The sequence below is a fragment of the uncultured Jatrophihabitans sp. genome (assembly GCF_964244045.1).
GTDB lineage: Bacteria > Actinomycetota > Actinomycetes > Mycobacteriales > Jatrophihabitantaceae > Jatrophihabitans.
Map to the genome: position 1 here is coordinate 1 of NZ_CAXTHK010000032.1, position 25,466 is coordinate 25,466.

Here is a 25,466-nt window from a genome sequence, read left to right on the forward strand (position 1 = left end):
GGGTTGTCATGAGCAACGGTCGACCACAATGGATCCCGCCGAAATGGCTTGATCCGGAGCAACGACCCATCAGCACGTGACCTGAGTCTTGCCTCGGTGGGGTTCGTCAACGCGATGGCGATGGCGATGCTGATGCTGTTGCTGTTGCGATGCCGCTACCCACTGCGACCGTGGGGGACACGGTTACCACGATGCTGCAGGCGGTCGTGCCGGAGCAGTTGAGCGTGAGTTGGGTTGGGTTCCGCGGGGTGTATCCAATGTCGTGGCCAGGAGCAATCTTCGCGATGTCCTGAACGAAGTAAGTGCTCGGCCCGTCCGAGGCCGCAATAGTGCCCTCCTGCCCAGAAAGCCGAATGAGTTGAACCACGTAGAGAGACGAGCTGGACTCCCGCAACTCGATCGGGACGGTCACTCGCACACCTGCGCCGGCATGCAGCTTGATCGTTGTCGACTGAGGCACGGCTGACCTAAGCGGTGCGGTCGTCGTTGGGAGCGGGTCGACAGCCGACGAAGTCGGGGCCGCAGTGCAAGCGTCGTAGTCCGACGGCGCCGCCGTGGGTGTTGACGGCGCGGGCGCCTGCGTGGAGGCGCTCGCGGTGGGGACAGTCTGCACAGGGAGGTAGCTGGCAGGGGGGCCGATCTCGCCGGACTGATCTTGACCACGCGACGTGCCGGTGAATGGCCTGGGCGTCGCACTGCTGATTGACGGCGCAACGGTGCCTGCTGGCTGGACGGTCGGGCACGCGGCGGGTCCACCGCCGGAGGGCGAGCCACCTCCGTCGTGCGACGCCGCGACCACTGCGACACCACCGCCGACGACCACCACCGCGGCCGCAGCCGCGAGCGGTGCCGCCCAGTTGCGGCCGCCGACCGGATTTGCAGCAATTGCAGTGCGGATCATTGCGTCGGCGTGGTCGTCGTCGTGCGGGACGGCTGCGCCGTGCAGCTCGCGCCGCAGGGCGTCGGCAAAGTCGTCGGAATCCATCATCGGGTCACCTCAGAGGTAGGGAGGGTGGCAAGCGTGCGAAGCGTGGCCAGGCCGCGGAAGGCCTGGCTGCGGACGGTGGTGGAGGAGATGTCGAGCGTCTCGGCGATCTCGGCGTCGGGCAGGTCGCAGAGGTAGCGCAGGACGAGAACGGCGCGCTGGCGCGGGGGTAGCGCGCGCAGCAACGGCAGCAGGGTCTGCCGGTCGTCGATGCCGTCGTGAACGGCGCGCGGGGGCTCGACCTCCGGGACGTCGGCCACCGTCAGCTCGGCACCCCCGTGCCGGCGCCAGCGACTCACGTTCGCGTTGAGGATCGACCGCCGCAGGTAGGCCAGTGCCTGGTCGCGGTGGATGCGCCGCCACCGCACGAACGCGTTGGTCAGAGCCGTCTGCACCAGGTCCTCGGCCTCGGCCCGCGAGCCCGCGACGGCCAGCCCGATGCTCATGAGCGTCGACCAGTTGTCCCTGGCGAAGGCCTCGAAGTCGGCGCGCACGGCGGCGTCGTTCACCTTGCACCCCTTCGCTCGATCGAACCCGGTCACCCGTCCCTACGCGGCCACCGGGGCAAACGTTGCACGCCGCTAGAGTTCGCCGCATGTCCAGCGACTGCCTGTTCTGCGCGATCGTGGCCGGGGACGTGCCGTCCACCAAGCTCTACGACGACGAGTTCACCTACGCCTTCGCCGACACCAATCCGCAGGCCCCGGTGCATGCGCTGGTGGTGCCGCGCGAGCACTTCACCGACATCGCGGACCTCGGTCGGGACGGTTCGGCGGCGGGCCGGTTGCTCGCCGGCATCCGCGGCTTCGCCGCGCAGGAGGGCCTGACCGACTTCCGCACGGTCTTCAACACCGGCGCGGGCGTGGGGCAGAGCGTCTTCCACGTCCACGCGCACGTGCTGGCCGGGCGCCCGATGGGCTGGCCGCCGGGCTGACGCGGAGCGGAATCAGCCGTTATCGGGGGGCGTTGCGCCGGTACAGTGGGGTGTACACACCGCCGATCAGAAAGCCCGCGTTGACCGATACGTCTTCCAGTACGGAACCACACGCCGACCGCGTGTCCACCACGCTCGTTGTCCCGGGTGAGCAGGCGATGGTCGCGCTCCTCGGTTCGCGCGACGAGCTGCTACGGGTCATTGAGGCAAAGCTCGACAGTGACATCCACGTCCGCGGCAACGAGATCACCATCACCGGTGCCGCAGCCGACAACGCCACGGCGGTCCGGCTGTTCGAGGAACTGCTCGAGCTGATCAAACACGGCCAGAACCTCACCGCCGACGCCGTGTCGCGTGCGTACGGCATCCTCACCACCAACACGACGGAAACCCCGGCCGAGGTGCTCAGCCTCAACATCGTGTCGCGGCGCGGCAAGAACATCCGGCCAAAGACGCTGAACCAGAAGCACTACGTCGACGCCATCGACCGGAACACAATCACCTTCGGCATCGGCCCGGCCGGTACCGGCAAGACCTACCTCGCCGTGGCCAAGGCCGTGCAGGCCTTGATGGCCAAAGAGGTAACGCGCATCATCCTGACCCGTCCCGCCGTCGAGGCCGGTGAGCGGCTCGGCTTCTTGCCCGGCACGCTGTTCGACAAGATCGATCCCTACCTACGGCCGTTGTTCGACGCACTGCACGACATGCTCGATCCTGACTCACTGCCCCGCCTGATGCAGGCCGGCACCATCGAGATCGCGCCGCTCGGATACATGCGGGGCCGCAGCTTGAATGACGCGTTCATCATTCTCGACGAGGCGCAGAACACGACCGCCGAACAGATGAAGATGTTCCTGACCCGACTGGGCTTCGGATCGAAGGTCGTCGTCACCGGTGACGTCACGCAGGTCGACCTGCCCGGCGGAACGCACAGCGGGCTGCGGGTCGTGCGCGACATCCTCGGCGACGTCGAGGACGTGCACTTCGCGAACCTCACGTCGAAGGACGTCGTGCGGCACCGGCTGGTCGGCGAGATTGTCGACGCCTACGAGCGGCACGATGCGCGGACCAGCGCTGCCAGTGAGCGCGCCTCGAAACCTCGTCGGTGAGGGAATGAGCGTCGAGGTCAACAATGAATCCGGTGCCGATGTCGACGAGGTCGCGCTGACCGCGCTCGGGCGCTTCGTCCTCGACGCACTCGGCATCGACCCGTTGGCGGACGTGTCGGTGCTGCTCGTCGACATCGACACGATGGCCGGGCTGCATCAACAGTGGATGGACCTGCCCGGCCCCACTGATGTCATGGCCTTCCCGATGGACGGCGCCGACGGGCCGGCCGAGCGCGTCGACCCGTCGGCGCCGCCTGGAACGGACGAAAATCCCGGCGAGACGATGCTGGGCGATGTCGTGCTGTGTCCGGACGTCGCAGCCGATCAGGCGAAGAGCGCTGGGCACAGCACCGAGGCCGAACTGCACCTGCTGTGCACGCACGGCATCCTGCATCTGCTCGGCTACGACCACGGCGATCCGGAAGAGGAACGCGAGATGTTCGAGCTGCAGGCGCAGCTCACTCGCGAGTGGTCGCGCGCCAGCAAGCGCGGGCCGATTCGTGCGCCGTTGCCCGGCACGAAGGGCGAGGTCCGGGGCTGATGGCCGCCCTCCGCCGCGCTGCGGGCGCCGAAGGCCATTCCGCTTTGTCCTGCTCCGACTGCGTCGTCGCATGACCAGCGACATCGTTGCGCTCGTCGTCGCGATCGTGCTCGTGCCGGTTGCCGGCCTGTTCGCCTGCGTCGACTCGGCGCTGTCCAGGGTGTCGAAGGCACGGGCCGACGAATTCCTGCGCGAGGACGTGCCCGGCGCCAAGGCGTTGGCCGTGATCATGGCCGATCGCGCCCGGTACACGAACCTGCTGCTGTTGCTGCGCATGACGTGCGAGCTCACCGCCACCGTCATCGTCACCATCAGCGCGAGACGCGAATTCGGGTCGGCCTGGCCGGTGCCGGTGCTGACCGTCCTGCTCATGATCGTCATCGCGTACGCGGTCATCGGCGTCGGCCCGCGCACGCTGGGTCGTCAGCACGTCAACCGGGTGGCGTTGGCCGGCGCGCCCGCGGTGCGCGTGCTGGGTGCGTTCTTCAATCCGCTGGCTGCGTTGCTGGTGCTGTTCGGCAACGCGATCACGCCGGGACGCGGTCTGCGCGAAGGGCCGTTCGCGTCCGAGGTCGAGCTGCGTGAGCTCGTGGACATGGCCGAGGAACGCGGCGTGGTCGAGCACGGCGAGCGACAGATGATCCAGTCGGTGTTCGAGCTCGGCAACACCATCGCTCGTGAGGTCATGGTGCCGCGCACCGAGGTCGTTTTCATCGAGAACGGCAAGAGCCTGCGCCAGGCCATCGCGCTCGCGCTGCGCAGCGGCTTCTCGCGCATCCCCGTCACCGGCGAGAACCTCGACGATGTCGTCGGGGTTGCGTACCTCAAGGATCTCGTTCGTCGCGGGCAGGACGCAGAGGCCGCGCACACCACGAACGTCGGTGACGTCATGCGCACGGTCGCCTACGTGCCCGAGTCCAAGCCGGTCGACGCGCTGCTGCGCGAGATGCAGGCCGCCCGCTCGCACATCGCCATCGTCATCGACGAGTACGGCGGCACGGCAGGCCTGATCACCATCGAGGACATCCTCGAGGAGATCGTCGGTGAGATCACCGACGAGTACGACAACGAACGGCCGCCCATCGAACGCATCGACGATGACACCGCGCGGGTCACGGCCCGCCTGGCAGTCGAGGACCTGGGGGAGCTGTTCGGCGTCGAGCTGCCCGATCGTGATGACGTCGAGACGGTAGGCGGACTGCTGGCCGAGGCGCTGGGGCGCGTGCCGATCGCCGGCTCCCACGCGATCGTGCACGGTCTGGAGTTGACGGCCGAGGACATCGGCGGCCGCCGCAACCGAGTCGACACCATTCTCGTCACCCGGGTGCCCGACGAGGACGACGCGGACGCCGACTCCGAGATCCGCGACGCCGAGGTGGCCGCCCGTGACTGACCCGCAGCTCGACGCCGAGGACGCCAAGCTGGTGACGCTCGCTCGCTCGGCCCGTGCCCGCACTCGTGCGACGCAGGGTGCTGCCGTGCGCGACGGCGACGGCCGCACGTACGTCGCGTCGTCGGTATCGCTGCCGTCGCTGTCACTGTCGGCGCTGCAGGTCGCGGTGGCCATGGCTGTCTCGTCCGGCGCGCCCGGACTGGAGGCCGCGGTCGTTCTCGGCGACGACCCGAGCGACGCGGCGGGGGAGCAGGCCGTCCGCGACGTCGCCCCGTCAGCCGTCATCCACCACGCCGCGGCCGACGGCACCCTCGTTCCACCCGGCTAGGGCAGCCGGCCGTCCAGGAGCGCGGGCAGTGCGTCGCGCACCACGGCCCAGGCGGGTGTCGTCGGGTCGATGAGGGTGAAGTGGTCGCCGGCGACCTCATGTAGCGCTGCCTTGTCGCCGGCCGCTTGCGCCGCCGCGACATAGGCCGTGCTCTGGGCGAACGGTACGTTCTCGTCGCCCCGCGCGTGCACGCACAGCACCGGGACGGCCAGTGGCAGGCGCTGGATCGGGTCGGCGAGACGGTAGCGCTCAGGCACCTTCGCCGGCGTGCCGCCGATCAGGTCGGCCACTGCGCCCGCGCCTACTCCGGTGTTCTCGGCTACCGTCAGGTCGAGCACGCCGGCCTGCGACACCGCGCCGGTCAGCCGGACGGTAGGCGCGGCACCGGGGGACCCGGCCGGCAGCGTGGGGCGACCGGCCGCCCAGACGGCCAACTGCCCGCCGGCAGAGTGCCCGACCGCCACCACCTGGGCGGTGTCGACCGCAAGCGTCGACAGATGGTCGACGCCGCGGGCGATGTCGTCGAACGTGGCCGGCCAGCCGCCACCGTCGCCGACCCGCCGGTACTCCAGGTTCCAGACGACGTAGCCGCGCTCGGCCAGATCACGCGCCAACGGCCGGCCGAGCGCCAGGCCGTACTGCGCGCGCCAGAATCCGCCGTGCACGATCACCACGGTGCCCTTGTGCGTGACGTCGTCCGGGCGGTACAGCTCGCCGAACTGGGATTGGTCTGTGCCGTAATTGCTGCGGGTGGGTTGCACGTCCCCATTCTGAGCCGCGGGCGATGTGCCGCCGGAACAGGCCATGAGACCAGCGGGCGCGACCGCGAGCGCAGCGAGAAACCCTCGCCGCGACGCTGCCGGCATCAGGCGGTGACGGCGCGCAGGACGGTCTTCAGCACCAGTGCGGTGTTGAACGTCCCGGTCGTGTCGACGGTGCGTACCAGCACCAGCACCGCAGCCTTGTTCGTCGTGCACGCCCAGTCGGCGCCCTTGTCCTGCGGGTCGAACTCGTTCTGGAAGCACAGCCCGGTGGCGCCGCCGAGGTCCGTTTGCGTGACGCTGGCCGACCTTCCCGCCCGCAGCACGAAAGCGTTGTGGGCGGCGGTGCTCGACGCGTAGCGCTGGGTGGTGATCTCGACGGCGGGCTGGTTCGGCCCGGGCAGGTGTTCGGAGGCGTGTAGCGCCCCGCCTTGGTAGGCGTAGAAGCGGCAACCGACGGTCCTGCCGCCCGCGCGCAGCTGGGTGATCCGGCCCAGTCGCATGCCGATCGTGTTGCGGACAAAGCTCTGGGTGGCCAACGGGCACGACGCCGATCGGGCCACGGTTGTCGGCCCGCTCGACAGTGGCGTTGGTGGCGTTGGTGGCGTCGACGCGGCGGTTGCGCTCGTCGAAGCTCCCGCTGGAGTCGACGGCGATGAAGCTGGGCTCGACCCGGACGTACAGGCTGCGAGCAGGAGCGCCGTCGACGCCAGCCCGGCAAGCAAGCGGGAGCGGGAACGCAGCACGGAGTCGTGGTGTCAAACGGCGTCCGGCCGGGTGGGAGAATGTGCCTGTGACCTTCCGCTCGGGCTTTTGCTGCTTCGTCGGCCGCCCGAACGCCGGCAAGTCCACGCTGACCAACGCGCTGGTCGGCAGCAAGATCGTCATCACCAGCGACAAGCCGCAGACGACCCGGCACGCGGTGCGCGGCATCCTCACCCGCGAGGATGCGCAGCTGGTGCTTGTCGACACCCCGGGTTTGCATCGCCCGCGCACCTTGCTCGGACAACGGCTCAACGACGTGGTGCGCTCGACACTGGCCGAGGTCGATGTCATCGGTTTCTGCGTACCTGCCGACCAACGCATCGGCCCCGGCGACCGGTTCATCGCCGCCGAGCTGGCCGAGCTCAAGGCACCGGTCATCGGGATCATCACCAAGACCGACACGACGTCCAAGTCGAAGGTCGCCGAGCAGTTGCTGGCGCTGTCCAAGCTGGGGGATTTCGTCGACATCGTCCCGGTCTCGGCCGTCGACGGCAGCCAGGTCAACCTGCTTGCCGATCTGGTCGTCGGGAAGCTGCCCGAGGGACCGATGCTCTACCCGGACGACGTCATCACGGACAACGACGACGAGACCCGGCTGGCCGAGCTGATCCGCGAGGCCTCGCTGGAGGGCGTGCGCGACGAGCTCCCGCACTCGATCGCGGTAACCATCGACGAGATCACCCGGCGCGACTCGGGGCTGCTTGAGGTCTTTGCCACCATCCACCTCGAGCGCGACAGCCAAAAGGGGATCGTGATCGGCCCCCAGGGCTCGCGGCTGCAACGCATCGGCATCGACGCCCGCGCCGGCATCCAGGCGCTGCTCGGCGAGAAGGTGCACCTGGCCCTGCACGTGGCCGTCGAGCGCGATTGGCAGCGGGATCCGAAGAAGCTCGATCGGCTCGGGTTCTGAGTGCTGGACACCTACCGCTCGGTCTTCCGCACATCTGGTACCGCCGCCTTCTGCGCCGCGGGTTTCATCATGCGCATGCCGATCGCCATGTACCCGATAGGGCTGGTGCTGATCGTGTCCTCGCGCGACGGCCGCTACGGCTTCGCCGGCGTCTTGAGCGCCATTTATGTCGTCGCCAACGGGGTCGGCAACCCGGCGCTCGCCCGCGTCAGCGACCGCCTCGGGCAACGACGCCTGTTGGTCGTGGCCTCACTCGTGCACGCGCTCGCGGCGGTCGCCCTCGCCGCCTGCTTCCAGGCTGGTTGGCCGGACTGGACGCTGATTGCGCCCACGGCAATCGTTGGCTTCGCCTTCTTGTCCGTCGGGTCGCTGGTGCGCGCCCGGTGGTCGTTCGTGCTCGCCGACCGTCCCGAGCTCAGCACCGCCTACTCGCTGGAGTCCACGCTCGACGAGGTCATCTTCGTCCTCGGGCCGCTCGTCGCGACCGTGATCGCCACGCAGGTCGACCCGGTGCTGGTGCTCTACGTAGCGGCGGTGCTCGTGCTGTGCGGTGCGCTGTGGCTCGCCGGCCGCCGTGACAGCGAACCGCCGGCGGAACACGCCGACGCGGCCCGACGCCGCCCCGCGGTGCTCGAGCCGGGCATGCCGCTGCTGACTGCGTTCGCGGCGGCGATGGGCATGATCTTCGCCAGCGCCGAGGTCACGATCGTGGCCTTCTGCGGCCAGCACGGACACCGCGGTCTCAGCGGCGCCGTGCTCGCCTGCCTGGCCCTCGGCAGCGCGACGTCCGGTTTCCTCTACGGCGCGCGGCGTTGGCGGGCCGACCTGCTCGACCGCTTCCGCCTGCAGGCCCTGCTCTTCGGCCTGCTGCCGTTGCTGTTCCTGGCCGCGGTAAATATCGGCGTCCTGGCGGCCTGCGCTTTCGTCGTCGGCGCCGGCATCGCGCCCACCCTGACGACGGCGTTCGGGTTGATCGAGCGCATCGTCCCGGCTGCGTCGTTGACCGAGGGCCTGGCGTGGTTGATCACAGGTCTCAGCGTCGGCTACGGTGCCGGCGCCGCGCTGGTCGGTCGCATCGCCGACACGCACGGCGCCCGGACGGCGTTCGGCGTCACAATCGCTGCGGGAGTGCTGATGGCAGGACTCGCCGTCGTCGCGCATCGCCGGCTGCGCATGACCGCGTCGAAACCGGTGACCGTCGGTTGACGGTGCTTTGATGGAGGAGTGCCGCTCTATCGCGATGACGCGGTCGTCCTGCGCGTGCACAAGCTCGGCGAGGCCGACCGGATCGTCACCATGCTCACCCGGCGGCACGGCCGGGTGCGGGCGGTCGGCAAGGGCGTGCGCCGCACGTCGTCGCGGTTCGGGGCTCGCCTCGAGCCGGGCAGCCACATCGACGTCCAGCTGTACTCGCGCCTTCCTGAGGGACAGACCGCACCGGGCGGGCGCCGCGGGCTCGATGTCGTCCAGCAGACCGAATCGATAGACCCGTTCGGGGCCCGCCTGGCCGACGACTACGGACGGTGGACAACGGCCTCAGCGATCTGCGAGACGGCCGAGCGACTGACCGAGGAGGGCGAGCCCGCGCTGCGGCTGTACCTGCTCGTTGTCGGTGCCCTGCGGGCGCTGACCGTGCGCGCGCACGATGCCGGCCTGGTCCTCGACGCATTCTTCATCCGGGCCATGTCCAACGCCGGCTGGGAACCGGCCCTGCTCGAGTGTGCGAAGTGCTCGGCGCCCGGGCCGCATGCGGCGTTCAACGTGGCCGCCGGCGGTGCGGTGTGTGACGGTTGCCGACCCGCGGGGTCCGCGCGCCCACAACGCGAGTCCGTCGAACTCATGGCCGCGCTGCTCGGCGGCGACTGGACGGTGGCCGACGCAGCGGCCGCGGAGCCACGCCGCGAGGCCGGCGGGCTCATCGCTGCGCACCTGCAGTGGCACCTCGAGCGCGGGCTGCGCTCCTTGCCGCTCGTCGACCGCACCTGATACGCAGTTCTGCTGACCACCGACTTACCACTGGCTGAGGACGGGCTTCGATCCAGATGACGATTCGATATCGATGGCAACGACCGACCGGGTTGAGCCGTCTTTGCTATGTGAGAGATGAGCAGACGCGCCCGACTCTGCGTGCCACCCGCAAGGCAACCAGGTATCTCGTCCCAGCACTGATCGTCGCAATCGTCGTCGCTGGCTGCAGTGCTGCCCACAACGTGGGGGCGACGGTCAAGTCAAGCACCAGCGTTCGCAACGGCGTTGCTCAGCCGCACGCCGTCACGCAGGTGCAGCGGGCGGTCATCACCACCGCGCCGGCCACCGGTGCCACGAGGGTCGACCCATCGCAGCCGATCACGGTCAGCATCGCCCATGGCACCTTGACGTCGGTGCGGATGACGAACCCGGCCGGCAAGGTCGTCACCGGCGCGCTCGGCGCCGGCCGCACGAGTTGGCGAAGCAGCGAAGACCTCGGCTACGGCCGTCGGTACACCGTCGCGGCCGTAGGCACCGACGCGCAGGGTCACGCGGTGACCGAGCGCAGCAGCTTCACCACCGTCAACCCGGTCGCGCAGGTGCACGCCACCATCGACCGCATCGGCGGTTACGCGCTCACGAACGGCGCCACCTACGGAGTCGGCATCGTCCCGATCGTGCACTTCGACAACGCCATCACCGGCAAGGCCGCGCGGGCCGCCGTCCTGAAGACGTTGTCGGTGACGACGTCGCCACACGTCGTCGGCGCCTGGGCGTGGTACGGCACCCAGGACGTCCACTTCCGTGCGCAGAGCTACTGGCCCAGCGGCACGAAAGTGACGGTCGCGGCCAAGGTCTACGGCAAGGATCTCGGGCACGACGTGTACGGCTCCGCCGATGTCCAGGCCTCGTTCACCATCGGCCGCAAGGAGATTGCCATCGCCGAGGACAACGCCCCCAAGGGCGTGGACAAGGTACGGGTGTACCGAAACGGCACCCTGGTGCGCACGATGAACACCTCGATGGGCATGCACTCCGGCACGTATTCGGGTGGCAACTACATCGACTTCCACACCATGCAGGGCACGTACACCGTGCTCGAGCACGACAACCCGGCGATCATGTCCTCCCAGAGCTACGGGTTGTCGCCCAAGGATCCGGGCGGCTATGCGCCCGAGCCGATCTATTACTCGACCAAGATCAGCACCGATGGCATCTACCTGCACTACCTGGACACGATCTACGCCCAGGACAACGGCATCGACGTATCGCACGGCTGTCTGAACCTCGATCATCCGAACGCGGTCTGGTACTTCGACCATTCGATGATCGGCGACCCGGTCCAGATCTCCGGCACGCACGGCCCGACGATCGACGTCGCGCAGGGCGGCGACTGGAGCGTTCCGTGGACCAAGTGGCAGACGGGCAGCATCACCGGGGAGTAGAGCGTATCGGGATAGCCTGATCCGATGAGCCTTCCGACCCAGCGCAGCCTGCTCGGTCGGACCCGCCCGGTGTGGCCCGATCCGCCCGCGCATCCGTCCGGCGCGCGGCCGCCGGAGATCCCTGCCGCGTTGGTGCCCAAGCACGTCGCGATCGTCATGGACGGCAACGGGCGCTGGGCCCATGCGCGCGGACTCTCGCGCACCGAGGGGCACCGGGCCGGCGAGGCCAGCCTGATGGACGTTCTGCACGGGGCCATCGAGCTCGGCGTCAGCACCATCTCGGCGTACGCCTTCTCAACCGAGAATTGGCGGCGCTCGCCGGAGGAGGTGCGCTTCTTGATGGGGTTCAACAAGGACGTCATCCGCCGCCGACGTGATGAACTCGCCGCGCTCGGCGTCCGCATCCGCTGGGCCGGCCGCCGGCCACGGCTGTGGCGCAGTGTCATCAGTCAACTCGAGGATGCCGAGCAGTACACCGTCGATAACGACCGGCTCACCCTGCAGTTCTGCGTGAACTACGGTGGCCGCGCCGAGATCGTCGACGCCGTCCGGGCGATCAGCAAGGACGTGCAGGCCGGGACGCTCAATCCGGCCAAGATCGACGAGCGGACGATCGGCGCGTACCTCGACGAGCAGGGGTTGCCGGACGTCGACCTGTTCATCCGCTCGTCCGGCGAGCAGCGCACGTCGAACTTCCTGCTGTGGCAGTCCGCCTACGCCGAGCTGGCGTTCGTCGACACGCCGTGGCCCGACTTCGACCGCCGGCACCTGTGGCAGGCGTGCCTCGAGTACGCCCAGCGCGATCGAAGGTTCGGTGCGGCCGGTCCGGTTGAGGCCCCGACGTCATGACCACCCCACGACATCGCTCCGCTCGCGCTCCTCGATTCCGCGGGGACCCCGGATGATCGCCATCACCCACTTCACCGATGAGGGGGACGCGTTCCTGCCGCGGGCCCGGCCGGCGCTCGAAGCGTTGTCGAAGTGCGTCGGCTATCGCCGCGGTTCGATCGGCCGCTGCACCGACGACACCGACGCATGGGTGCTGATCACCGAGTGGGCGAACGTCGGGTCCTACCGGCGCGCGCTGGGCACGTGGGACGTCAAGCTGCATGCCACCCCGTTGCTGGCCCTGGCCCGCGACCTGCCCAGCGGCTTCGAGAGTCTCGTCGAGATCGCTGCGGGGGGCGAGACCACCGCGCACGCCAGTGATCGCGAACCCGACGCGTGAATCTGAGGCTTCCGTCGGCCTGGCGTGAGCGCACCGACTGGCTGCCGCCGGACACCACGATGGGGCAGGTGCTGCGCGGGCTACGCATCGGCGGGGTCATCACCTTTTTCCTCATCCTGGTGGTCAACTGGTCACGTAACGGAGTGCCGTTCGCACGCACCGATCTGCTGCTGTGGATCGCGATCGGCCTGGCGTGCGGCTGCATCGGTCGACACCCGGTGTGGCTGCTGTGGGTGCTGCTCGACTTCGTACCACTGGTCGCCGTCCTCATCGTCTACGACCACCTGCGCGGCATCGCCGACACCGTCGGGCTGCCGACGTGGTGGCACCCGCAGCGCGACATCGACCGGGCGCTCTTCTTCGGTCACGAACCGACGGTGTTCCTGCAGGAGCACCTCAAGCACGCCGACGTGCGCTGGTACGACGTGGCCGTCTGCGCGTGCTACTACACGTTCTTCTTCCTGCCCTATCTCACCGCCGGTGTGATGTGGCTGCGCAGCCGCACCGACTTCTACCGGTGGTCGCTGCGCTTCGTGGCGCTGTCGTTTGCCGGCTTCCTGCTCTTCGTGCTGATCCCGGCCGCCCCGCCGTGGGCGGCGGCCCGTTGCACCGCGCGCGTGATCGCCGGCCACCCCAGCAACCCGTCGTGCCTGGGGTCCTCCGGCAAAACCGCGAGCGGCGGCATCCTGGGTCGCTACACCGGCGGCCAGCCAGGCACGCACCGTTACGTCGAACGCACGATTACCCGGGGGTTCTCCGACCTGCACCTGCACGTGGCCACCCGAGTGCTCGAGGAGGGCCGGGTCAGCGCCGATGCCGTGGCGGCGGTGCCGTCGTTGCACCTGGGCGGCACGGTGCTGTTCGTCCTGTTCATGTGGCCGCGACTGAATCGTTGGTGGCGGCCGATGCTCGTTGCCTACCCGCTGGTCATGACGTTCAGCCTCGTCTACACCGCCGAGCACTATGTGACCGATTGCCTGGCCGGTGCGCTGGTCGCGCTGGTGATCCACAAGGTGGGCAACCGCATCGAACGGCGCCGACGTCCCGACCAGGCCGACCACACCCCGGATACCCTGTCCGAGTGTCTTCAGCCCGAAACGATGCCGTCGTCAACCTGAGCAAGCGCCGTGGTTTTGTGTTTCCGTCCAGCGAGATCTACGGCGGCACCCGCTCGGCATGGGACTACGGCCCGTTGGGCGTCGAGCTCAAGGAGAACGTCCGTCGGCAGTGGTGGAAGACCATGGTGCAGGGTCGCGACGACGTCGTCGGACTCGATTCGGCCGTCATCCTGTCGACCGACGTGTGGCAGGCCTCCGGCCATCTCGAGGTCTTCACCGATCCGCTCGTCGAGTGTCTCAGCTGTCACAAGCGCAACCGGGCCGATCAGCTGGAAGAGGCCTACGAGAGTAAGCACGGCAAGCTGCCCGAGAACGGTTTGACGGACATCCCGTGCCCCAACTGCGGTACCCGTGGGCAGTGGACCGAGCCGCGCGACTTCAACATGATGCTCAAGACCTACCTCGGCCCGGTCGAGTCCGAGGAGAACATCCACTACCTGCGCCCCGAGACCGCGCAGGGCATCTTCGTCAACTTCCTGAACGTCCTGAACACCTCGCGCCGCAAGCCACCGTTCGGCATCGCGCAGACCGGCAAGAGCTTCCGCAACGAGATCACGCCGGGCAACTTCATCTTTCGCACCCGCGAGTTCGAGCAGATGGAGATGGAGTTCTTCGTCGAGCCCGGCACCGACGACACCTGGCACGAGTACTGGCTGGAGCAGCGCTGGGACTGGTACGTCGGCCTGGGTATCGACCCCGAGAACCTGCGCCGCTTCGAGCACCCGGCCGAGAAGCTCTCGCACTACGCCAAGCGCACCGTCGACATCGAGTACCGCTTCGGTTTCGGCGGCAGCGAGTTCGCCGAGCTCGAAGGCATCGCCAACCGCACGGACTTCGACCTCTCGACGCACTCCAAGCACTCCGGAACCAACCTGAGCTACCTCGACCCGGTGACGAACGAGCGCTACACGCCCTACGTCATCGAACCCGCGGCCGGCCTGACCCGTGCGGTGCTGGCCTTCCTGCTCGACGCCTACACCGAGGACGAGGCGCCGAACGCGAAGGGCGTTATGGAGAAGCGGACGGTGCTGCGTCTCGACAAGCGGCTGGCGCCGGTGAAGGCCGCGGTGTTGCCGCTCTCGCGCAACGCCGACCTCTCGCCGAAGGCCCGCGACCTCGCGGCCGCCCTGCGCCAGAGCTGGAACGTCGACTACGACGAGACGCAGGCCATCGGCAAGCGCTACCGCCGGCAGGATGAGATCGGCACGCCGTTCTGCATCACCGTCGACTTCGAGACGCTCGAGGACGACGCGGTGACCGTCCGCGAGCGCGACACCATGACCCAGGAGCGGGTCGGGATCGACCAGGTCGAGGCGTACCTGGCGCTGCGCCTCGTCGGAGCCTGATCAGTACACCATCAATGGGTATCGTAGGTGCATGACCCGTACGAACGTCGATATCGACGACGAGCTGATCGGCGAGATCATGTCGACGTACGGCCTGAACAGCAAGCGCGAGGCCGTTGATTTCGCCTTACGTAAGGCCCGTCGCCGTCGTCCGATGACCCGCCAGGAAATGCTGGCCATGGAGGGCATCGGGTGGGAAGGCAATCTCGACCAGATCAAGGGCGGCTTCCGCCCCGCAGGCGAATGACCTTGCTGGTTGATTCGTCGGCGTGGATCGAGTTCATTCGTGGGACAGGGGCCGAGGTCGGTCGATCCGTGCGGCGCGCGATCGACGGCGGCGAAGCGGCGACCACCGACGCAGTACGGCTCGAAGTGCTGGCCGGCTCGTACCGAGAGCCCGGTCGCTCGGACCTGACCGCATTCCTCGACGGTTGTATCGATCTTTCACAATCGGCAAGGAACGACGTCGAATCGGCCGTTGACATCTATCACGTGTGTCGGCGCTCGGGTGAGACCATCCGCTCGCTCAATGACTGTCTGATCGCAGCGATCGCGATCCGTCACGGTGTCGCCGTGTTGCACGACGACCGCGACTTCGACGTCATGGCTCGCTACACCGACCTCCGAGTTGCTTCGTGAAGACCCTCGCCGCTGCGCCGCTCGTGCTGTCGCCGAACGTCGTCGCCGACCCGCCGGTGGTACTCGCCCCGATGGCCGGCATCACCAATACCGCGTTCCGGCGGCTGTGTCGCGAGGCGATGTCGATGCAGCTGGAGCCGGGACAGCGTGGCGGGCTGTTCGTCAGCGAGATGATCACCTCGCGAGCGCTGGTCGAGCGCAACCCGAAGACGATGCAGCTGATCCGTTTCGCGCCCGACGAGTCACCACGCTCGCTGCAGCTCTACGGCGTCGACCCGGGCGTCGTTGGCGCCGCGGTGCGGATGATCGTCGAGGAGGATCTCGCCGATCACGTCGACATGAACTTCGGCTGTCCGGTGCCCAAGGTGACCCGCAAGGGCGGGGGAGCCGCGCTGCCGTGGCGACACCAGCTGTTCGAGTCGATCGTGCAGGCCGCGGTCCGCGAGGCGCGCGACGTGGTGCCGGTGACGGTGAAGATGCGCGTCGGCATCGACGCCGAACACATCACGTACCGCGAGGCGGGGCTACGCGCCCAGGACGCCGGCGCTGCCTACGTGGCTCTGCACGGGCGTACCGCCGAGGAGTACTACGGCGGGCAGGCCGACTGGTCGCGCATCGCCGACCTCGTCGACGCTTTGGACATCCCGGTCCTCGGCAACGGTGACGTGTGGGAGGGCGACGACGCCCTGCGCATGGTGCGCGAGACCGGCTGCGCCGGCGTGGTCGTCGGCCGTGGCTGCCTCGGGCGGCCATGGTTGTTCGCCGACCTCGCTGCCGCGTTCGCCGGCGACGCCGAGCGGGTCCGTCCGAGCCTCGGCGAGGTCGCGACGATGATGCATCGGCATGCCGAGCTGCTCGGCGAATGGTTGGGGGAGCAGCGCGGCGTCACCGAGTTCCGCAAGCACGTCGCCTGGTACCTGAAGGGTTTCAGTGCGGGCGGCACGCTGCGTCGAGCGCTGGCGCAGAGCTCGAGCCTGGCCGAACTCGACGGCCTGCTCGCCCAGCTCGAGCACTCCGAACCGTTCCCAGAGGTCGTGCTGGGACAGCCGCGCGGACGTACGACGGCGGGGCACGGGGTCTCGCTGCCCGAGGGCTGGCTCGAGACGCGTGAGTCCTGCGAGGTGCCGGCGGGCGCCGAGACCGAGCACAGCGGCGGTTGACCGCCTCAGGCGGAGCACCCCCTCGTGATCAACAGCGCCGAAACGTCGGGATCCGACGTTTCGGCGCTGTTGATCATTGGAGTGTGTCAGGACGTGGAGTCGGCGGCCTTCTCGGTGTCCTCGGCGGCGTTGCCGCTCTGGGCCTCGGTATCGCCGGAGCCGGTGCTGTCTTTTTCCTCGCCGGCTTGATCGCGTTGAGCCTTCACCTTCGGGTCGCCCTGTACTGCGTCGCCCTGTACCGACTCGTCGTCCTTGTGTTCCTTGCGGGTCGATCCGTCGGCCCGCAGCCCGACCTCAGATTCCGAGGTCAGAGCTGAGGCGACCATGCCGAGCGCGCCGATCTGCGACACGATCCCGACCACCCGGCGGACCTTGCGCGGCGTGCTGAGTTCCCCCCACGGCGTCGGCTTCAGGTGGCTCAGCACAGCCTTGATCGAAAGGCCGCTGAGGGAAAGACCACCCAGGGGAACGCGACTCACGGGAACGCCGGGACGCGGTCGTCCTGGTGCTCGCGCTGGGCCTTGACCTCGGGCGCCTCGACGAACGGCTCGCCCTTCGGACGACGCTGACCACCCGGGAAGGCAAGGCGCAGGATCGTGCGCTGAACGCCGCCCCACTGCTTGCGCATCGGGCCGGTGTTGTAGGGCAGGCCGTAACGTTCGCAGATCTCGCGGACCTTCGGCGCGATCTCCTGGTAACGGGAGCTGGGCATGTCCGGGTACAGGTGGTGCTCGACCTGGTAGGACAGGTTGCCGCTCATGACGTGGAAGAACGGACCGCCGTCGATGTTGGCTGCGCCGACGAGTTGACGGACATACCAGGCGCCGCGGCTCTCGTCCTGCACCTCGTCCTCGGTGAACACGAACGTCTGGTCCGGGAAGTGCCCGCAGAAGATGATGGCGTTCGACCACACGTTGCGCACGATGTTGGCGGTGAAGTCGGCCCAGAACGCGGACTTGAAACCGGCCTTGGCGTTGGCCGGGCCGGACGCGGCCGCGGACAGGCCCGGGTACACCAGGTAGTCCTTGACGATCTGCCGGACACCCTTTGTGCCGATGGCCTTGAGCTCGTCGTTGAACTGCTTCTGGGTTTTCTTGCCCTTTCGTACCGCGCCGAAGTCGAGGTCGTGCACGGCGACGCCCCACTCGAAGAACGCCATCAGCAGCAGATTGTAGATCGGCTGCAGCAGGAACGACGGCTTCCAGGGCTGGCGCGGGTCGATCCGCATGATCTCGTAGCCCACGTCCTTGTCCTTGCCGATCACATTCGTGAACGTGTGGTGGACGTAGTTGTGCGAATGCTTCCAGGCCGCGGCCGGAGACGCGGTGTCCCAGTCCCAGGTGGAGGAGTGGATGTTCGGGTCGTTCATCCAGTCCCACTGCCCGTGCATGACGTTGTGGCCAATCTCCATGTTCTCGAGGATCTTGGCCACGGACAGCCCCGTGGTGCCGAGGACCCATGCCGGCTTGAACCGGGAGAACAGCAGTACCCCGCGTGATATCGCGATCAGTCGACGCTGCAAAGTGATCATGTTGCGGATGTACTGCGCGTCGGTGTCGCCGAGGGTATTGAAGATCTCGTCGTGCAGCGTGTCGAATTCCTTGCCGAGCTCCTCGATCTGCTCGGGCGACAGGCGGTACAGCGGGTTCTCGGGGTTGTACGGGAGCGCGAACTTTGCGGGCATGCGCATCCTTTCGGGTAGTCGTGTCTTCGAATCAAGCGGACGGTCAGAGGTCTATCTCGATCTCGCCCTCCGGGGCGTTGATGCACGTGCGCACCATCTGACCGTTGGCTTCGGTGATGGAGCCGGTGCGCAGGTCGCGGACGGCGCCGTCGCGCAGCCGGCCCACGCAGGTGTGACAGATGCCCATTCGGCACCCGAACGGCAGCTTCGCGCCGGCTTGCTCGCCGCCCACGAGGATGGACACCCCACCCTCGCACTCGGCCTCCAGCTCAGTGACCCGGAAGCGCACGGTGCCGCCGTCGCCGGAGCCACCGCCGACACCGATCACCGGCTGGAACCGCTCGAGGTGCAGGTGTTCGGCGAGACCCTCGTCGGCGAAGCGCTTCTCGATCGCGTCGATGAGGTCGCGGGGGCCGGACAGGAAGGTCTCGCGCTCACGCCAGTCGGGACACAACTCGTCGAGGCCCTCGGGCGTCAGTCGGGGACGCTCGCTGGTGTAGAGCTCGACGAGCCGATACCCCGTCTCCCGCTCGGCGAGCGAGCGCAGCGGCGTGCCGAGGATGACGTCGTCCTTCGTCTTGGCACTGTGCAGATGGATGGCGTCGTCAAGGGCGTGCTTGCGCTCGAGCTCACGCAACATGGCCATGATCGGGGTGACGCCGCTTCCTGCCGAGATGAACAGGGTGCGCGTCGGCAGCGGATCAGGCAGGACGAACTCGCCCTCAACCTCACCGAGGTACACGCGTTGGCCGGGTTCGACCTTCGTGTTGAAGACCGGCGACATGCGACCGCCCTCGGTGTGTTTCACCGTGATGCTGACCAGGCCCGACGGGTGGTCGGGGTCCGAGGTGATGGAATAGGCCCGCCAGTGGCGGATGCCGTTGATCTCCATCCCGATGCGCAGATACTGCCCCGGCTGGTGCGAGGGCCACGCGAAATCGGGCTTGATGACGACGGTGACGGCGTTGCCGTGGTGGCGGATCGTGCGCACAACGGTGCCGGTCGACTCCCGCGTGGACCAGGTCGGACGAACCAGGGCGAAGTAGTCGTCGGGCAGCAACGGGGTGGTCATCGCTCGCCCGATCCTCGACACCTGGCGGCGCACGAGAGACACCTTCGGGGTGGCGCCCATCTCGACCATGCAGTCTCCTTCGTCGCTGCCGCGGTGCGAAACCACGGTGTCAGTTTGAGTGCACAGGTGTCAACTGAAACCCGGCTAAGGGTACCGGCAGTGTTACCCGTAACCTGCACGGCTTAAGCTGCGGCCACCGCGTTGCTCGGATGTTGATCGGATGTTGCTCGGACGTTGCTCGGATGTTGATCGGATCCAACCGGATCCGGACGGATGGAGACCCCAGTGCCGCCACTCATCAAGTTCGTCTACGACTTCGCCGAAGGCAACAGGGACATGAAGGACCTGCTCGGCGGCAAGGGCGCGAACCTCGCCGAGATGACCAACCTAAAGCTCCCGGTGCCGCCTGGATTCACGATAACCACCGAGGCCTGTCGCGCCTACCTCAAGAGCGGCCGGATCCCGGACGGGCTCGACGAGGAGGTCACCGAGCACCTCGAGGCGCTCGAGAAGGAGATGGGCAAGAAGCTCGGGCAGTCCGACGACCCGCTGCTGGTGTCGGTGCGCTCGGGCGCGAAGTTCTCGATGCCCGGGATGATGGACACGGTTCTCAACATCGGTCTCAACGATCAGTCGGTGCGCGGTCTGGCGGCCCAGGCCGGCAATGAGCGTTTCGCCTTCGACTCCTACCGCCGCCTGATCCAGATGTTCGGCAAGACCGTGCTGGGTATCGCCGGTGAGCACTTCGACGACGCGATCGACGCGGCCAAGGAGGCCAAGGGCATCGAGAGCGATCTCGATCTCGACGACGAGGACCTGCGCAAGCTGGTCGAGACTTTCAAGGACGTCGTCATCACGCACGCCGGCCGGCCGTTTCCGCAGGATCCGCGCGAACAGATGGACCTTGCCGTGCGCGCCGTCTTCGACTCGTGGAACACCAAGCGTGCCGTCATCTACCGCCGTCAGGAGCGCATCCCGGGCGACCTCGGCACCGCGGTCAGCGTCTGTTCCATGGTGTTCGGCAACCTCGACATGGAGTCCGGCACCGGCGTGGCCTTCACCCGCGACCCGGCCAGCGGCGCGCAGGGCGTGTACGGCGACTACCTACAGAACGCGCAGGGCGAGGACGTCGTGGCCGGCATCCGCAACACGGTGCCGCTCGCCGACATGGAGACCATCGACAAATCCTCCTACGACGAGCTCATGGGCATCATGAAGACGCTCGAGGAGCACTACCGCGACCTGTGCGACATCGAGTTCACCGTCGAGCGCGGCAAGCTGTGGATGCTGCAGACCCGTGTCGGCAAGCGCACCGCGGCCGCGGCCTTCCGCATCGCCGTGCAGCTGGTCGATCAGGGCCTGATCGACATGGACGAGGCCATCTCGCGGGTCAACGGCGCGCAGCTGGCCCAGCTGATGTTCCCGCGCTTCGATCACGACTCCGGCACCAAGCCGATCGCGCGCGGGATGAACGCCTCGCCCGGCGCGGCGGTCGGCAAGGTCGTCTTCGACTCCTACACCGCGGTCAAGTGGGCGCGCTCCGGAGAGGCGGTCATCCTGGTACGTCGCGAGACAAACCCCGACGACCTCGACGGCATGATCGCCGCCGCCGGCATCCTGACCTCGCGGGGCGGCAAGACGTCGCACGCCGCGGTCGTCGCGCGCGGCATGGGCAAGACGTGCGTCTGCGGTGTCGAGGCGCTGAAGGTCGACACCAAGCAGCGGGTCGTCACTGCTCCTGGCGGGCGCACCATCCGCGAGGGCGACGTCATCTCCATCGACGGCACCAGCGGCGACGTCTACCTGGGCGAGGTACCGGTCGTCGACTCCCCGGTCGTGCGCTACTTCGAGGAGGGACTGGACGCCCTGGGCGAGGACGCCGATGACCTCGTGCGGGCCGTCGACCGGATCATGAACCACGCCGACGGCGTGCGTCGGATGTCCGTGCGCACCAACGCCGATAACCCCGAGGACGCCGCCCGCGCCCGGCGGTTCGGCGCACAAGGTATCGGGCTGTGCCGGACCGAGCACATGTTCCTGGGCGAGCGGCGACACCTCGTCGAGCGGTTGATCCTGGCCGACACCGACGACGACCGCGACCAGGAACTGGCTCACCTTCTGCCGATGCAGCGCGAGGACTTCGTCGGCATACTCGAGGCGATGGACGGCCTGCCGGTCACCATCCGGTTGCTGGACCCGCCGCTGCACGAGTTCCTGCCCAACATCACCGAGCTGTCCGTACGCGTCGCGGTGGCCGAGGCCAGGGGCGAGGAACGCGAGAACGACCTGCGCATGCTGCAGGCCGTGCACCGGCTGCACGAGCAGAACCCGATGCTGGGGTTGCGCGGCGTCCGTCTCGGTGTCGTTATTCCCGGACTGTTCGAGATGCAGTCCCGCGCGATCCTGGAAGCAGCAGCGGCTCGGCTCAAGATCGGCGGGGTACCGCGAGTCGAGATCATGGTGCCGCTGGTGGCGAACGTCCAGGAGTTCGAGACGATCAAGCACGCCATCATCGAGGTCGCGCGCGACGTGCGGGCCGAGACCGGCGTGCACCTCGAGTTCCTCGTCGGCACCATGATCGAGCTGCCGCGCGCTGCGCTGACCGCTGACCAGATCGCCGAGGCGGCCGAGTTCTTCTCCTTCGGCACCAACGACCTCACCCAGACGACCTGGGGCTTCAGCCGCGACGACGTCGAGGCCGCGTTCTTCTCCGCCTACCTCGAGAAGGGCATCTTCGGTGTCAGCCCCTTCGAGTCCCTAGACGTCGAGGGTGTCGGTGCGTTGATCGAGACCGCGGTCGAGAAGGGCCGGTCCCGACGTCCCGGGCTCAAGCTCGGCATCTGCGGCGAGCACGGCGGCGACCCCGACTCGGTGCATTTTTTCGAGCAGGTCGGGCTGGACTACGTCTCGTGCTCACCGTTCCGCGTTCCGGTGGCCCGCCTCGAGGCCGGGCGTTCGGTGGCGGGACCGACGCAGGACTGACGACACCCACTCAGAACGCGGTGCAGACGGCGGCCAGGTCGTCGTCGCCGTGCCCACCCTGCGAGGCCGCGTCGAACAGCGCGCGCAGCCCGTCGACTAGGGCAACGTTGACGCCGGCCACGCGGGCTGCGTCGTCGATCAGGCCGAGGTCCTTGCGACCGCCGTCGAGCCCGAACGACGGCGCGAAGTCGCCGTCGATCATCGCGGCGCCCTTGAGTTGGGCGTAGGGCGTGTCCGACGCGCCGCCCGCAATGGCCTGCAGGAACAGCTGCGGGTCGACCCCGAGGCCCTGGGCCAAGGACACCGACTGGGCAGTAGCGGCGGTGATCGACAGGATCCACGCGTTGCAGGCCAGCTTCAGCGCGCTGGCCTTGCCCAGCTCGGCACCGGCCACGACGGTCTTGGCGCCGAAAGCGTCGAGCACCGGCTGAACTCGCGCGATCAGCTCCTGCCGGCCCGATACGAGCGGCACCAACTTGCCCTGCTCGGCCGGTTGCTTCGTGCCCAGCATCGGTGCGTCGAGCAGCTGGTCAGTACCGGCGGCCTGAGCAATGCGGGCGATGCCAGCAGGCCCGACGGTGGCCGACTGCAGCCAGACACCGTCGGCGCCCAAGGCGTCGGTCAGCTCGGCGGTGATGTCGAGGACCGCAGCCGCGTCGAAGAGCATGGAGACGACGGCATCTGCGCCCCGGACTGCCGCGGCAACCGAGTCGGCGACCTCGATGCCGTCGTCGGCCAGCGGCTCGGCCTTCGCCTTCGTGCGGTTCCAAGCAACAACCTCGTGGCCCGCTCGGGCGGCGGAACGGGCCATGCCCGCCCCCATGGTCCCGGTGCCGATCAGCGCGACTCTCATCGGTTGACCTCTCTGTCGTGAGCACACCGGATGGCACGCTCGTCACCCGGTACGGTCGAGGCGTGTTCCGCCGCCGGCCTCGCAACCCGTCCGACGTCGATGCCGTTGCCGGAAACCAACCAGCGATGCCGTCGCTCGCCCGTCGCGGACTGCCTGACGGTGGTACCCAGGTTTTGCCCAGCGTGGGACTCGTGCAGCAACTGCTCGACGAGTTCGGGCTGCGCCACGCGATCGACTCCGACGGCGATCTCATTGTGCGGTGGGAGAAGTGCACGGTGTACTTCTTCTTCTACGGCGACAAGAACGAAGTGCTGCAGGCCCGGCTCTACCTCACCCGCAGGTTTGATGTCGACGACCGCAATGCGTTGATTGTCCTGCTGGACGAGTGGAACCGCACCCGGTTGTTCGCGAAGGCGTACACGATCCTGCCCGACGACGGGATGGTCAGCGTGTGCGCGGAGCAGTGCCACGACTTCGAGGGCTCCACTCGTGCGCAGGTCAAGTACGCCGTGGCGATGTGGATCGACATCCTGCTGCGGTTCAGCGACTGGATCGACGAGCAGATCTGACCCGGGCTGTGGCTCTTTATGACGCGCACGCCCGCGCCCGCTGGGTCGACGAGCCGCCTAAGCGGGCGGGAGCCGAGCGTGGGGCGCGGGACCGTGAGGACTTCGCCCGCGATCGTGCACGGGTGCTGCACTCCTACGCGTTCCGTCGACTCGCCGACAAGACGCAGGTGGTCGTTCCGGGCGAGGACGACTTCCCGCGCACCCGGTTGACCCATTCCCTCGAGGTGGCCCAGATCGGTCGCGAGATTGCGGACTCGCTGGGTTGCTCGGCCGATCTCGTCGACGCTGCGGGCCTGGCCCATGACATCGGGCACCCGCCCTTCGGGCACAACGGCGAGACGGCGCTGGACGCGGTGGCCCAGCCGTGCGGCGGGTTCGAGGGCAATGCCCAGACGCTGCGGGTGCTCACCCGCCTCGAGGCCAAGGTGCTGCGCCCCGATGGCGCCGCCGGTCTGAACCTGACCCGCGCCGCGCTCGACGCCACTTGCAAGTACCCGTGGTCGCGTCGCGCGGACACCCCGAAGTTCGGGGTCTACGACGCCGACCGGCCGGCGTTCGACTGGCTGCGAGCGGGCGCGCCGCAGGGTCGTCGCTGCCTCGAGGCGCAGATCATGGACTGGTCCGACGACGTCGCCTATTCGGTGCACGACGTCGAGGACGGCGTGCACGCCGGGCACATCCGCCTCGGCGCTCTGGACGACGACGACCGAGCAGCGCTGTGCGGGATCGCCGCGACGCAGTACTCGACGTCCGGACCCGACGAGCTGGCGCCGGTGCTCGACGACCTGCTGCAGCTGCCGACCCTGCGTGACCTCGCGGGCTACGACGGGTCGTACCGCTCGCAGGTCGCGGCCAAGCGGGCGACGAGCGAGCTGACCGGACGCTTCGTCGGGGCGGCCGTCGTGGCAACCCAGGACCGCTACGGCATTGAGCCGCTATCGCGGGATGGCGACCGGCCGCTCTCGCGCTATGCGGCCGACCTGATCGTCCCTGACCGGGTGGCAGCCGAATGCGCGTTGCTCAAAGCCGTCGCCGTGCTGTTCGTGATGCGTCGCGAGGGCACAACCGACCGGCAGGCCGGCCAGCGGCGGCTGCTCGGCGAGCTGGTGGCCGCGCTCGTCGACGGCGCGCCCGCGACGCTGGACCGCGGGTTGGCGCCGGCCTGGCAGGCGGCCGAGTCCGACCCCGACCGGCTGCGCGTGGTGATCGACCAGGTCGCCCAGCTGACTGATACCTCGGCGGTGGCATGGCACGAGCGTTTCGTCCGACCGCGCTGACCACGGCGGGACGGACGGGCCGCCCGTGAACCGGGTGGGCGCTCTACGGTGGAACACGACCGCGGCAGTGCAGCCGCCGACGAGCGGGAGACACCATGACGGATCTCGATGCGCAGTTCCAGCAGGCGCAGGTCGACGTCAAAACGCTGAGCAGCAAGCCGAGCAACGACGACCTGCTGCGTCTGTACGCGTTGTTCAAGCAGGGCGCCGCCGGTGACGCGACAGGCGCGAAGAAGCCAGGCCGGTTCGACCTCGTCGGCAAGGCCAAGTACGAGGCATGGACGAAGGTCGCGGGCACATCTGCCGACGACGCGAAGACAAGCTACATCGCGGAGGTGAACCGGCTGCTCGGTCGCTGATCCGGCCCACGGCAACCCGTGACGCCGTGCGACACTGGCG

General features: G+C 68.2%; 27 protein-coding genes. 20 read left to right on the top strand and 7 right to left on the bottom strand.

All coding sequences use genetic code 11. From position 1 onward, the window contains the following. Nucleotides 1-984: 984 nt before the first annotated feature. Nucleotides 985-1,494, bottom strand: a complete 510-nt coding sequence (locus tag ACFFC4_RS18470; RefSeq protein WP_375503573.1) for a SigE family RNA polymerase sigma factor — start codon at nt 1,492-1,494, stop codon at nt 985-987. A gap of 86 nt (nt 1,495-1,580) precedes the next feature. Here ACFFC4_RS18470 and ACFFC4_RS18475 point away from each other — a divergent pair, with 86 nt between their 5' ends. From ACFFC4_RS18475 to ACFFC4_RS18495, 5 genes are all read left to right on the top strand, one after another. Beyond that, nucleotides 1,581-1,919, top strand: a complete 339-nt coding sequence (locus ACFFC4_RS18475) for an HIT domain-containing protein (protein WP_375503575.1) — start codon at nt 1,581-1,583, stop codon at nt 1,917-1,919. A gap of 122 nt (nt 1,920-2,041) precedes the next feature. Continuing rightward, nucleotides 2,042-3,028 (top strand): PhoH family protein, encoded by a 987-nt coding sequence (locus ACFFC4_RS18480; RefSeq protein WP_375503577.1) that lies wholly within the window; start codon nt 2,042-2,044, stop codon nt 3,026-3,028. A gap of 4 nt (nt 3,029-3,032) precedes the next feature. Then, complete coding sequence (ybeY, locus tag ACFFC4_RS18485; RefSeq protein WP_375503579.1) at nt 3,033-3,569, top strand: rRNA maturation RNase YbeY; 537 nt, start codon at nt 3,033-3,035, stop codon at nt 3,567-3,569. Between the two features lie 70 nt (nt 3,570-3,639). Further along, nucleotides 3,640-4,962 (top strand): hemolysin family protein, encoded by a 1,323-nt coding sequence (locus ACFFC4_RS18490; protein WP_375503581.1) that lies wholly within the window; start codon nt 3,640-3,642, stop codon nt 4,960-4,962. Next, nucleotides 4,955-5,290 (top strand): cytidine deaminase, encoded by a 336-nt coding sequence (locus tag ACFFC4_RS18495; protein ID WP_375503583.1) that lies wholly within the window; start codon nt 4,955-4,957, stop codon nt 5,288-5,290. The genes ACFFC4_RS18490 and ACFFC4_RS18495 overlap by 8 nt, the downstream gene beginning before the upstream one ends. Here ACFFC4_RS18495 and ACFFC4_RS18500 read toward each other — a convergent pair. Next, a complete protein-coding gene (locus tag ACFFC4_RS18500; RefSeq protein WP_375503585.1) occupies nt 5,287-6,051 on the bottom strand; it encodes an alpha/beta hydrolase family protein in 765 nt (254 codons plus the stop codon). The genes ACFFC4_RS18495 and ACFFC4_RS18500 overlap by 4 nt on opposite strands. A 104-nt stretch (nt 6,052-6,155) precedes the next feature. Beyond that, a complete protein-coding gene (locus ACFFC4_RS18505) occupies nt 6,156-6,590 on the bottom strand; it encodes a hypothetical protein (protein ID WP_375503587.1) in 435 nt (144 codons plus the stop codon). Nucleotides 6,591-6,844: 254 nt separating this feature from the next. Between ACFFC4_RS18505 and era the strand changes: the two genes are divergently transcribed. The 11 genes from era to dusB all read left to right on the top strand — a co-directional run bounded on the left by era (nt 6,845) and on the right by dusB (nt 16,630). Next, complete coding sequence (gene era, locus ACFFC4_RS18510) at nt 6,845-7,726, top strand: GTPase Era (RefSeq protein ID WP_375503589.1); 882 nt, start codon at nt 6,845-6,847, stop codon at nt 7,724-7,726. Beyond that, complete coding sequence (locus tag ACFFC4_RS18515; RefSeq protein WP_375503591.1) at nt 7,727-8,932, top strand: MFS transporter; 1,206 nt, start codon at nt 7,727-7,729, stop codon at nt 8,930-8,932. Between the two features lie 18 nt (nt 8,933-8,950). Continuing rightward, nucleotides 8,951-9,712, top strand: a complete 762-nt coding sequence (gene recO, locus ACFFC4_RS18520; protein WP_375503593.1) for a DNA repair protein RecO — start codon at nt 8,951-8,953, stop codon at nt 9,710-9,712. Nucleotides 9,713-9,936: 224 nt separating this feature from the next. Continuing rightward, a complete protein-coding gene (locus tag ACFFC4_RS18525; protein ID WP_375503595.1) occupies nt 9,937-11,139 on the top strand; it encodes an Ig-like domain-containing protein in 1,203 nt (400 codons plus the stop codon). 24 nt (nt 11,140-11,163) lie between these two features. Next, on the top strand, nt 11,164-11,988 hold the full coding sequence (locus ACFFC4_RS18530; RefSeq protein WP_375503597.1) for an isoprenyl transferase: 825 nt from the start codon (nt 11,164-11,166) through the stop codon (nt 11,986-11,988). Nucleotides 11,989-12,040: 52 nt separating this feature from the next. Further along, entirely contained in the window at nt 12,041-12,367 is a 327-nt protein-coding gene (locus ACFFC4_RS18535; protein WP_375503599.1) for an antibiotic biosynthesis monooxygenase, read from the top strand. Further along, complete coding sequence (locus ACFFC4_RS18540) at nt 12,364-13,485, top strand: phosphatase PAP2 family protein (RefSeq protein WP_375503601.1); 1,122 nt, start codon at nt 12,364-12,366, stop codon at nt 13,483-13,485. The genes ACFFC4_RS18535 and ACFFC4_RS18540 overlap by 4 nt, the downstream gene beginning before the upstream one ends. Beyond that, entirely contained in the window at nt 13,449-14,831 is a 1,383-nt protein-coding gene (locus tag ACFFC4_RS18545) for a glycine--tRNA ligase (protein ID WP_375503603.1), read from the top strand. Before ACFFC4_RS18540 ends, ACFFC4_RS18545 begins: the two co-directional genes overlap by 37 nt. Nucleotides 14,832-14,862: 31 nt before the next feature. Next, nucleotides 14,863-15,078: a type II toxin-antitoxin system VapB family antitoxin gene (locus ACFFC4_RS18550; protein ID WP_375503605.1), complete on the top strand. Its 216-nt coding sequence runs from the start codon at nt 14,863-14,865 to the stop codon at nt 15,076-15,078. Further along, nucleotides 15,075-15,470 carry a PIN domain nuclease gene (locus tag ACFFC4_RS18555; RefSeq protein ID WP_375503607.1) on the top strand — a complete coding sequence of 132 codons (396 nt, stop codon included), beginning with the start codon at nt 15,075-15,077 and terminating at the stop codon, nt 15,468-15,470. Before ACFFC4_RS18550 ends, ACFFC4_RS18555 begins: the two co-directional genes overlap by 4 nt. Next, nucleotides 15,467-16,630 carry a tRNA dihydrouridine synthase DusB gene (dusB, locus tag ACFFC4_RS18560; RefSeq protein ID WP_375503609.1) on the top strand — a complete coding sequence of 388 codons (1,164 nt, stop codon included), beginning with the start codon at nt 15,467-15,469 and terminating at the stop codon, nt 16,628-16,630. Before ACFFC4_RS18555 ends, dusB begins: the two co-directional genes overlap by 4 nt. 86 nt (nt 16,631-16,716) lie before the next feature. Here the strand turns inward: dusB and ACFFC4_RS18565 are convergent, their stop codons facing one another. Genes ACFFC4_RS18565 through ACFFC4_RS18575 form a run of 3 tightly spaced genes read right to left on the bottom strand, consistent with a single transcriptional unit; the run spans nt 16,717 to nt 19,455 of the window. Continuing rightward, nucleotides 16,717-17,055, bottom strand: a complete 339-nt coding sequence (locus ACFFC4_RS18565) for a hypothetical protein (protein ID WP_375503611.1) — start codon at nt 17,053-17,055, stop codon at nt 16,717-16,719. A 50-nt stretch (nt 17,056-17,105) separates the two neighbouring features. After that, complete coding sequence (locus ACFFC4_RS18570; protein ID WP_375503613.1) at nt 17,106-18,314, bottom strand: fatty acid desaturase family protein; 1,209 nt, start codon at nt 18,312-18,314, stop codon at nt 17,106-17,108. 43 nt (nt 18,315-18,357) lie between these two features. Further along, the gene (locus ACFFC4_RS18575; RefSeq protein ID WP_375503615.1) at nt 18,358-19,455 is read right to left on the bottom strand and encodes a ferredoxin reductase; all 1,098 of its coding nucleotides are present in this window, start codon (nt 19,453-19,455) and stop codon (nt 18,358-18,360) included. A 216-nt stretch (nt 19,456-19,671) separates the two neighbouring features. On the opposite strand from ACFFC4_RS18575, the gene ppdK reads away from it, so the two are divergent. Next, a complete protein-coding gene (gene ppdK / locus ACFFC4_RS18580; protein WP_375503617.1) occupies nt 19,672-22,368 on the top strand; it encodes a pyruvate, phosphate dikinase in 2,697 nt (898 codons plus the stop codon). Between the two features lie 10 nt (nt 22,369-22,378). On the opposite strand, the gene ACFFC4_RS18585 is transcribed toward ppdK, so the two are convergent. Then, nucleotides 22,379-23,221, bottom strand: a complete 843-nt coding sequence (locus ACFFC4_RS18585; RefSeq protein ID WP_375503619.1) for an NAD(P)-dependent oxidoreductase — start codon at nt 23,219-23,221, stop codon at nt 22,379-22,381. A 17-nt stretch (nt 23,222-23,238) separates the two neighbouring features. Between ACFFC4_RS18585 and ACFFC4_RS18590 the strand changes: the two genes are divergently transcribed. The 3 genes from ACFFC4_RS18590 (at nt 23,239) to ACFFC4_RS18600 (ending at nt 25,426) form a co-directional block, all read left to right on the top strand. Next, the gene (locus ACFFC4_RS18590) at nt 23,239-23,790 is read left to right on the top strand and encodes a YbjN domain-containing protein (protein ID WP_375503621.1); all 552 of its coding nucleotides are present in this window, start codon (nt 23,239-23,241) and stop codon (nt 23,788-23,790) included. 8 nt (nt 23,791-23,798) lie between these two features. Beyond that, on the top strand, nt 23,799-25,067 hold the full coding sequence (locus tag ACFFC4_RS18595) for a deoxyguanosinetriphosphate triphosphohydrolase (RefSeq protein WP_375503623.1): 1,269 nt from the start codon (nt 23,799-23,801) through the stop codon (nt 25,065-25,067). A 95-nt stretch (nt 25,068-25,162) separates the two neighbouring features. Further along, nucleotides 25,163-25,426 carry an acyl-CoA-binding protein gene (locus tag ACFFC4_RS18600; RefSeq protein ID WP_375503625.1) on the top strand — a complete coding sequence of 88 codons (264 nt, stop codon included), beginning with the start codon at nt 25,163-25,165 and terminating at the stop codon, nt 25,424-25,426. The last annotated feature ends 40 nt before the right edge of the window (nt 25,427-25,466 follow it).

Coding starts and splice junctions, on each gene's coding strand:
- ACFFC4_RS18475 (WP_375503575.1), top strand. CDS start 1,581: ATGTCCAGCGACTGCCTGTTCTGCGCGATCGTGGCCGGGGACGTGCCG.
- ybeY (WP_375503579.1), top strand. CDS start 3,033: ATGAGCGTCGAGGTCAACAATGAATCCGGTGCCGATGTCGACGAGGTC.
- ACFFC4_RS18490 (WP_375503581.1), top strand. CDS start 3,640: ATGACCAGCGACATCGTTGCGCTCGTCGTCGCGATCGTGCTCGTGCCG.
- ACFFC4_RS18530 (WP_375503597.1), top strand. CDS start 11,164: ATGAGCCTTCCGACCCAGCGCAGCCTGCTCGGTCGGACCCGCCCGGTG.
- ACFFC4_RS18535 (WP_375503599.1), top strand. CDS start 12,041: ATGATCGCCATCACCCACTTCACCGATGAGGGGGACGCGTTCCTGCCG.
- ACFFC4_RS18550 (WP_375503605.1), top strand. CDS start 14,863: ATGACCCGTACGAACGTCGATATCGACGACGAGCTGATCGGCGAGATC.
- ACFFC4_RS18555 (WP_375503607.1), top strand. CDS start 15,075: ATGACCTTGCTGGTTGATTCGTCGGCGTGGATCGAGTTCATTCGTGGG.
- ACFFC4_RS18570 (WP_375503613.1), bottom strand. CDS start 18,314: ATGCCCGCAAAGTTCGCGCTCCCGTACAACCCCGAGAACCCGCTGTAC.
- ACFFC4_RS18575 (WP_375503615.1), bottom strand. CDS start 19,455: ATGGTCGAGATGGGCGCCACCCCGAAGGTGTCTCTCGTGCGCCGCCAG.
- ACFFC4_RS18585 (WP_375503619.1), bottom strand. CDS start 23,221: ATGAGAGTCGCGCTGATCGGCACCGGGACCATGGGGGCGGGCATGGCC.
- ACFFC4_RS18600 (WP_375503625.1), top strand. CDS start 25,163: ATGACGGATCTCGATGCGCAGTTCCAGCAGGCGCAGGTCGACGTCAAA.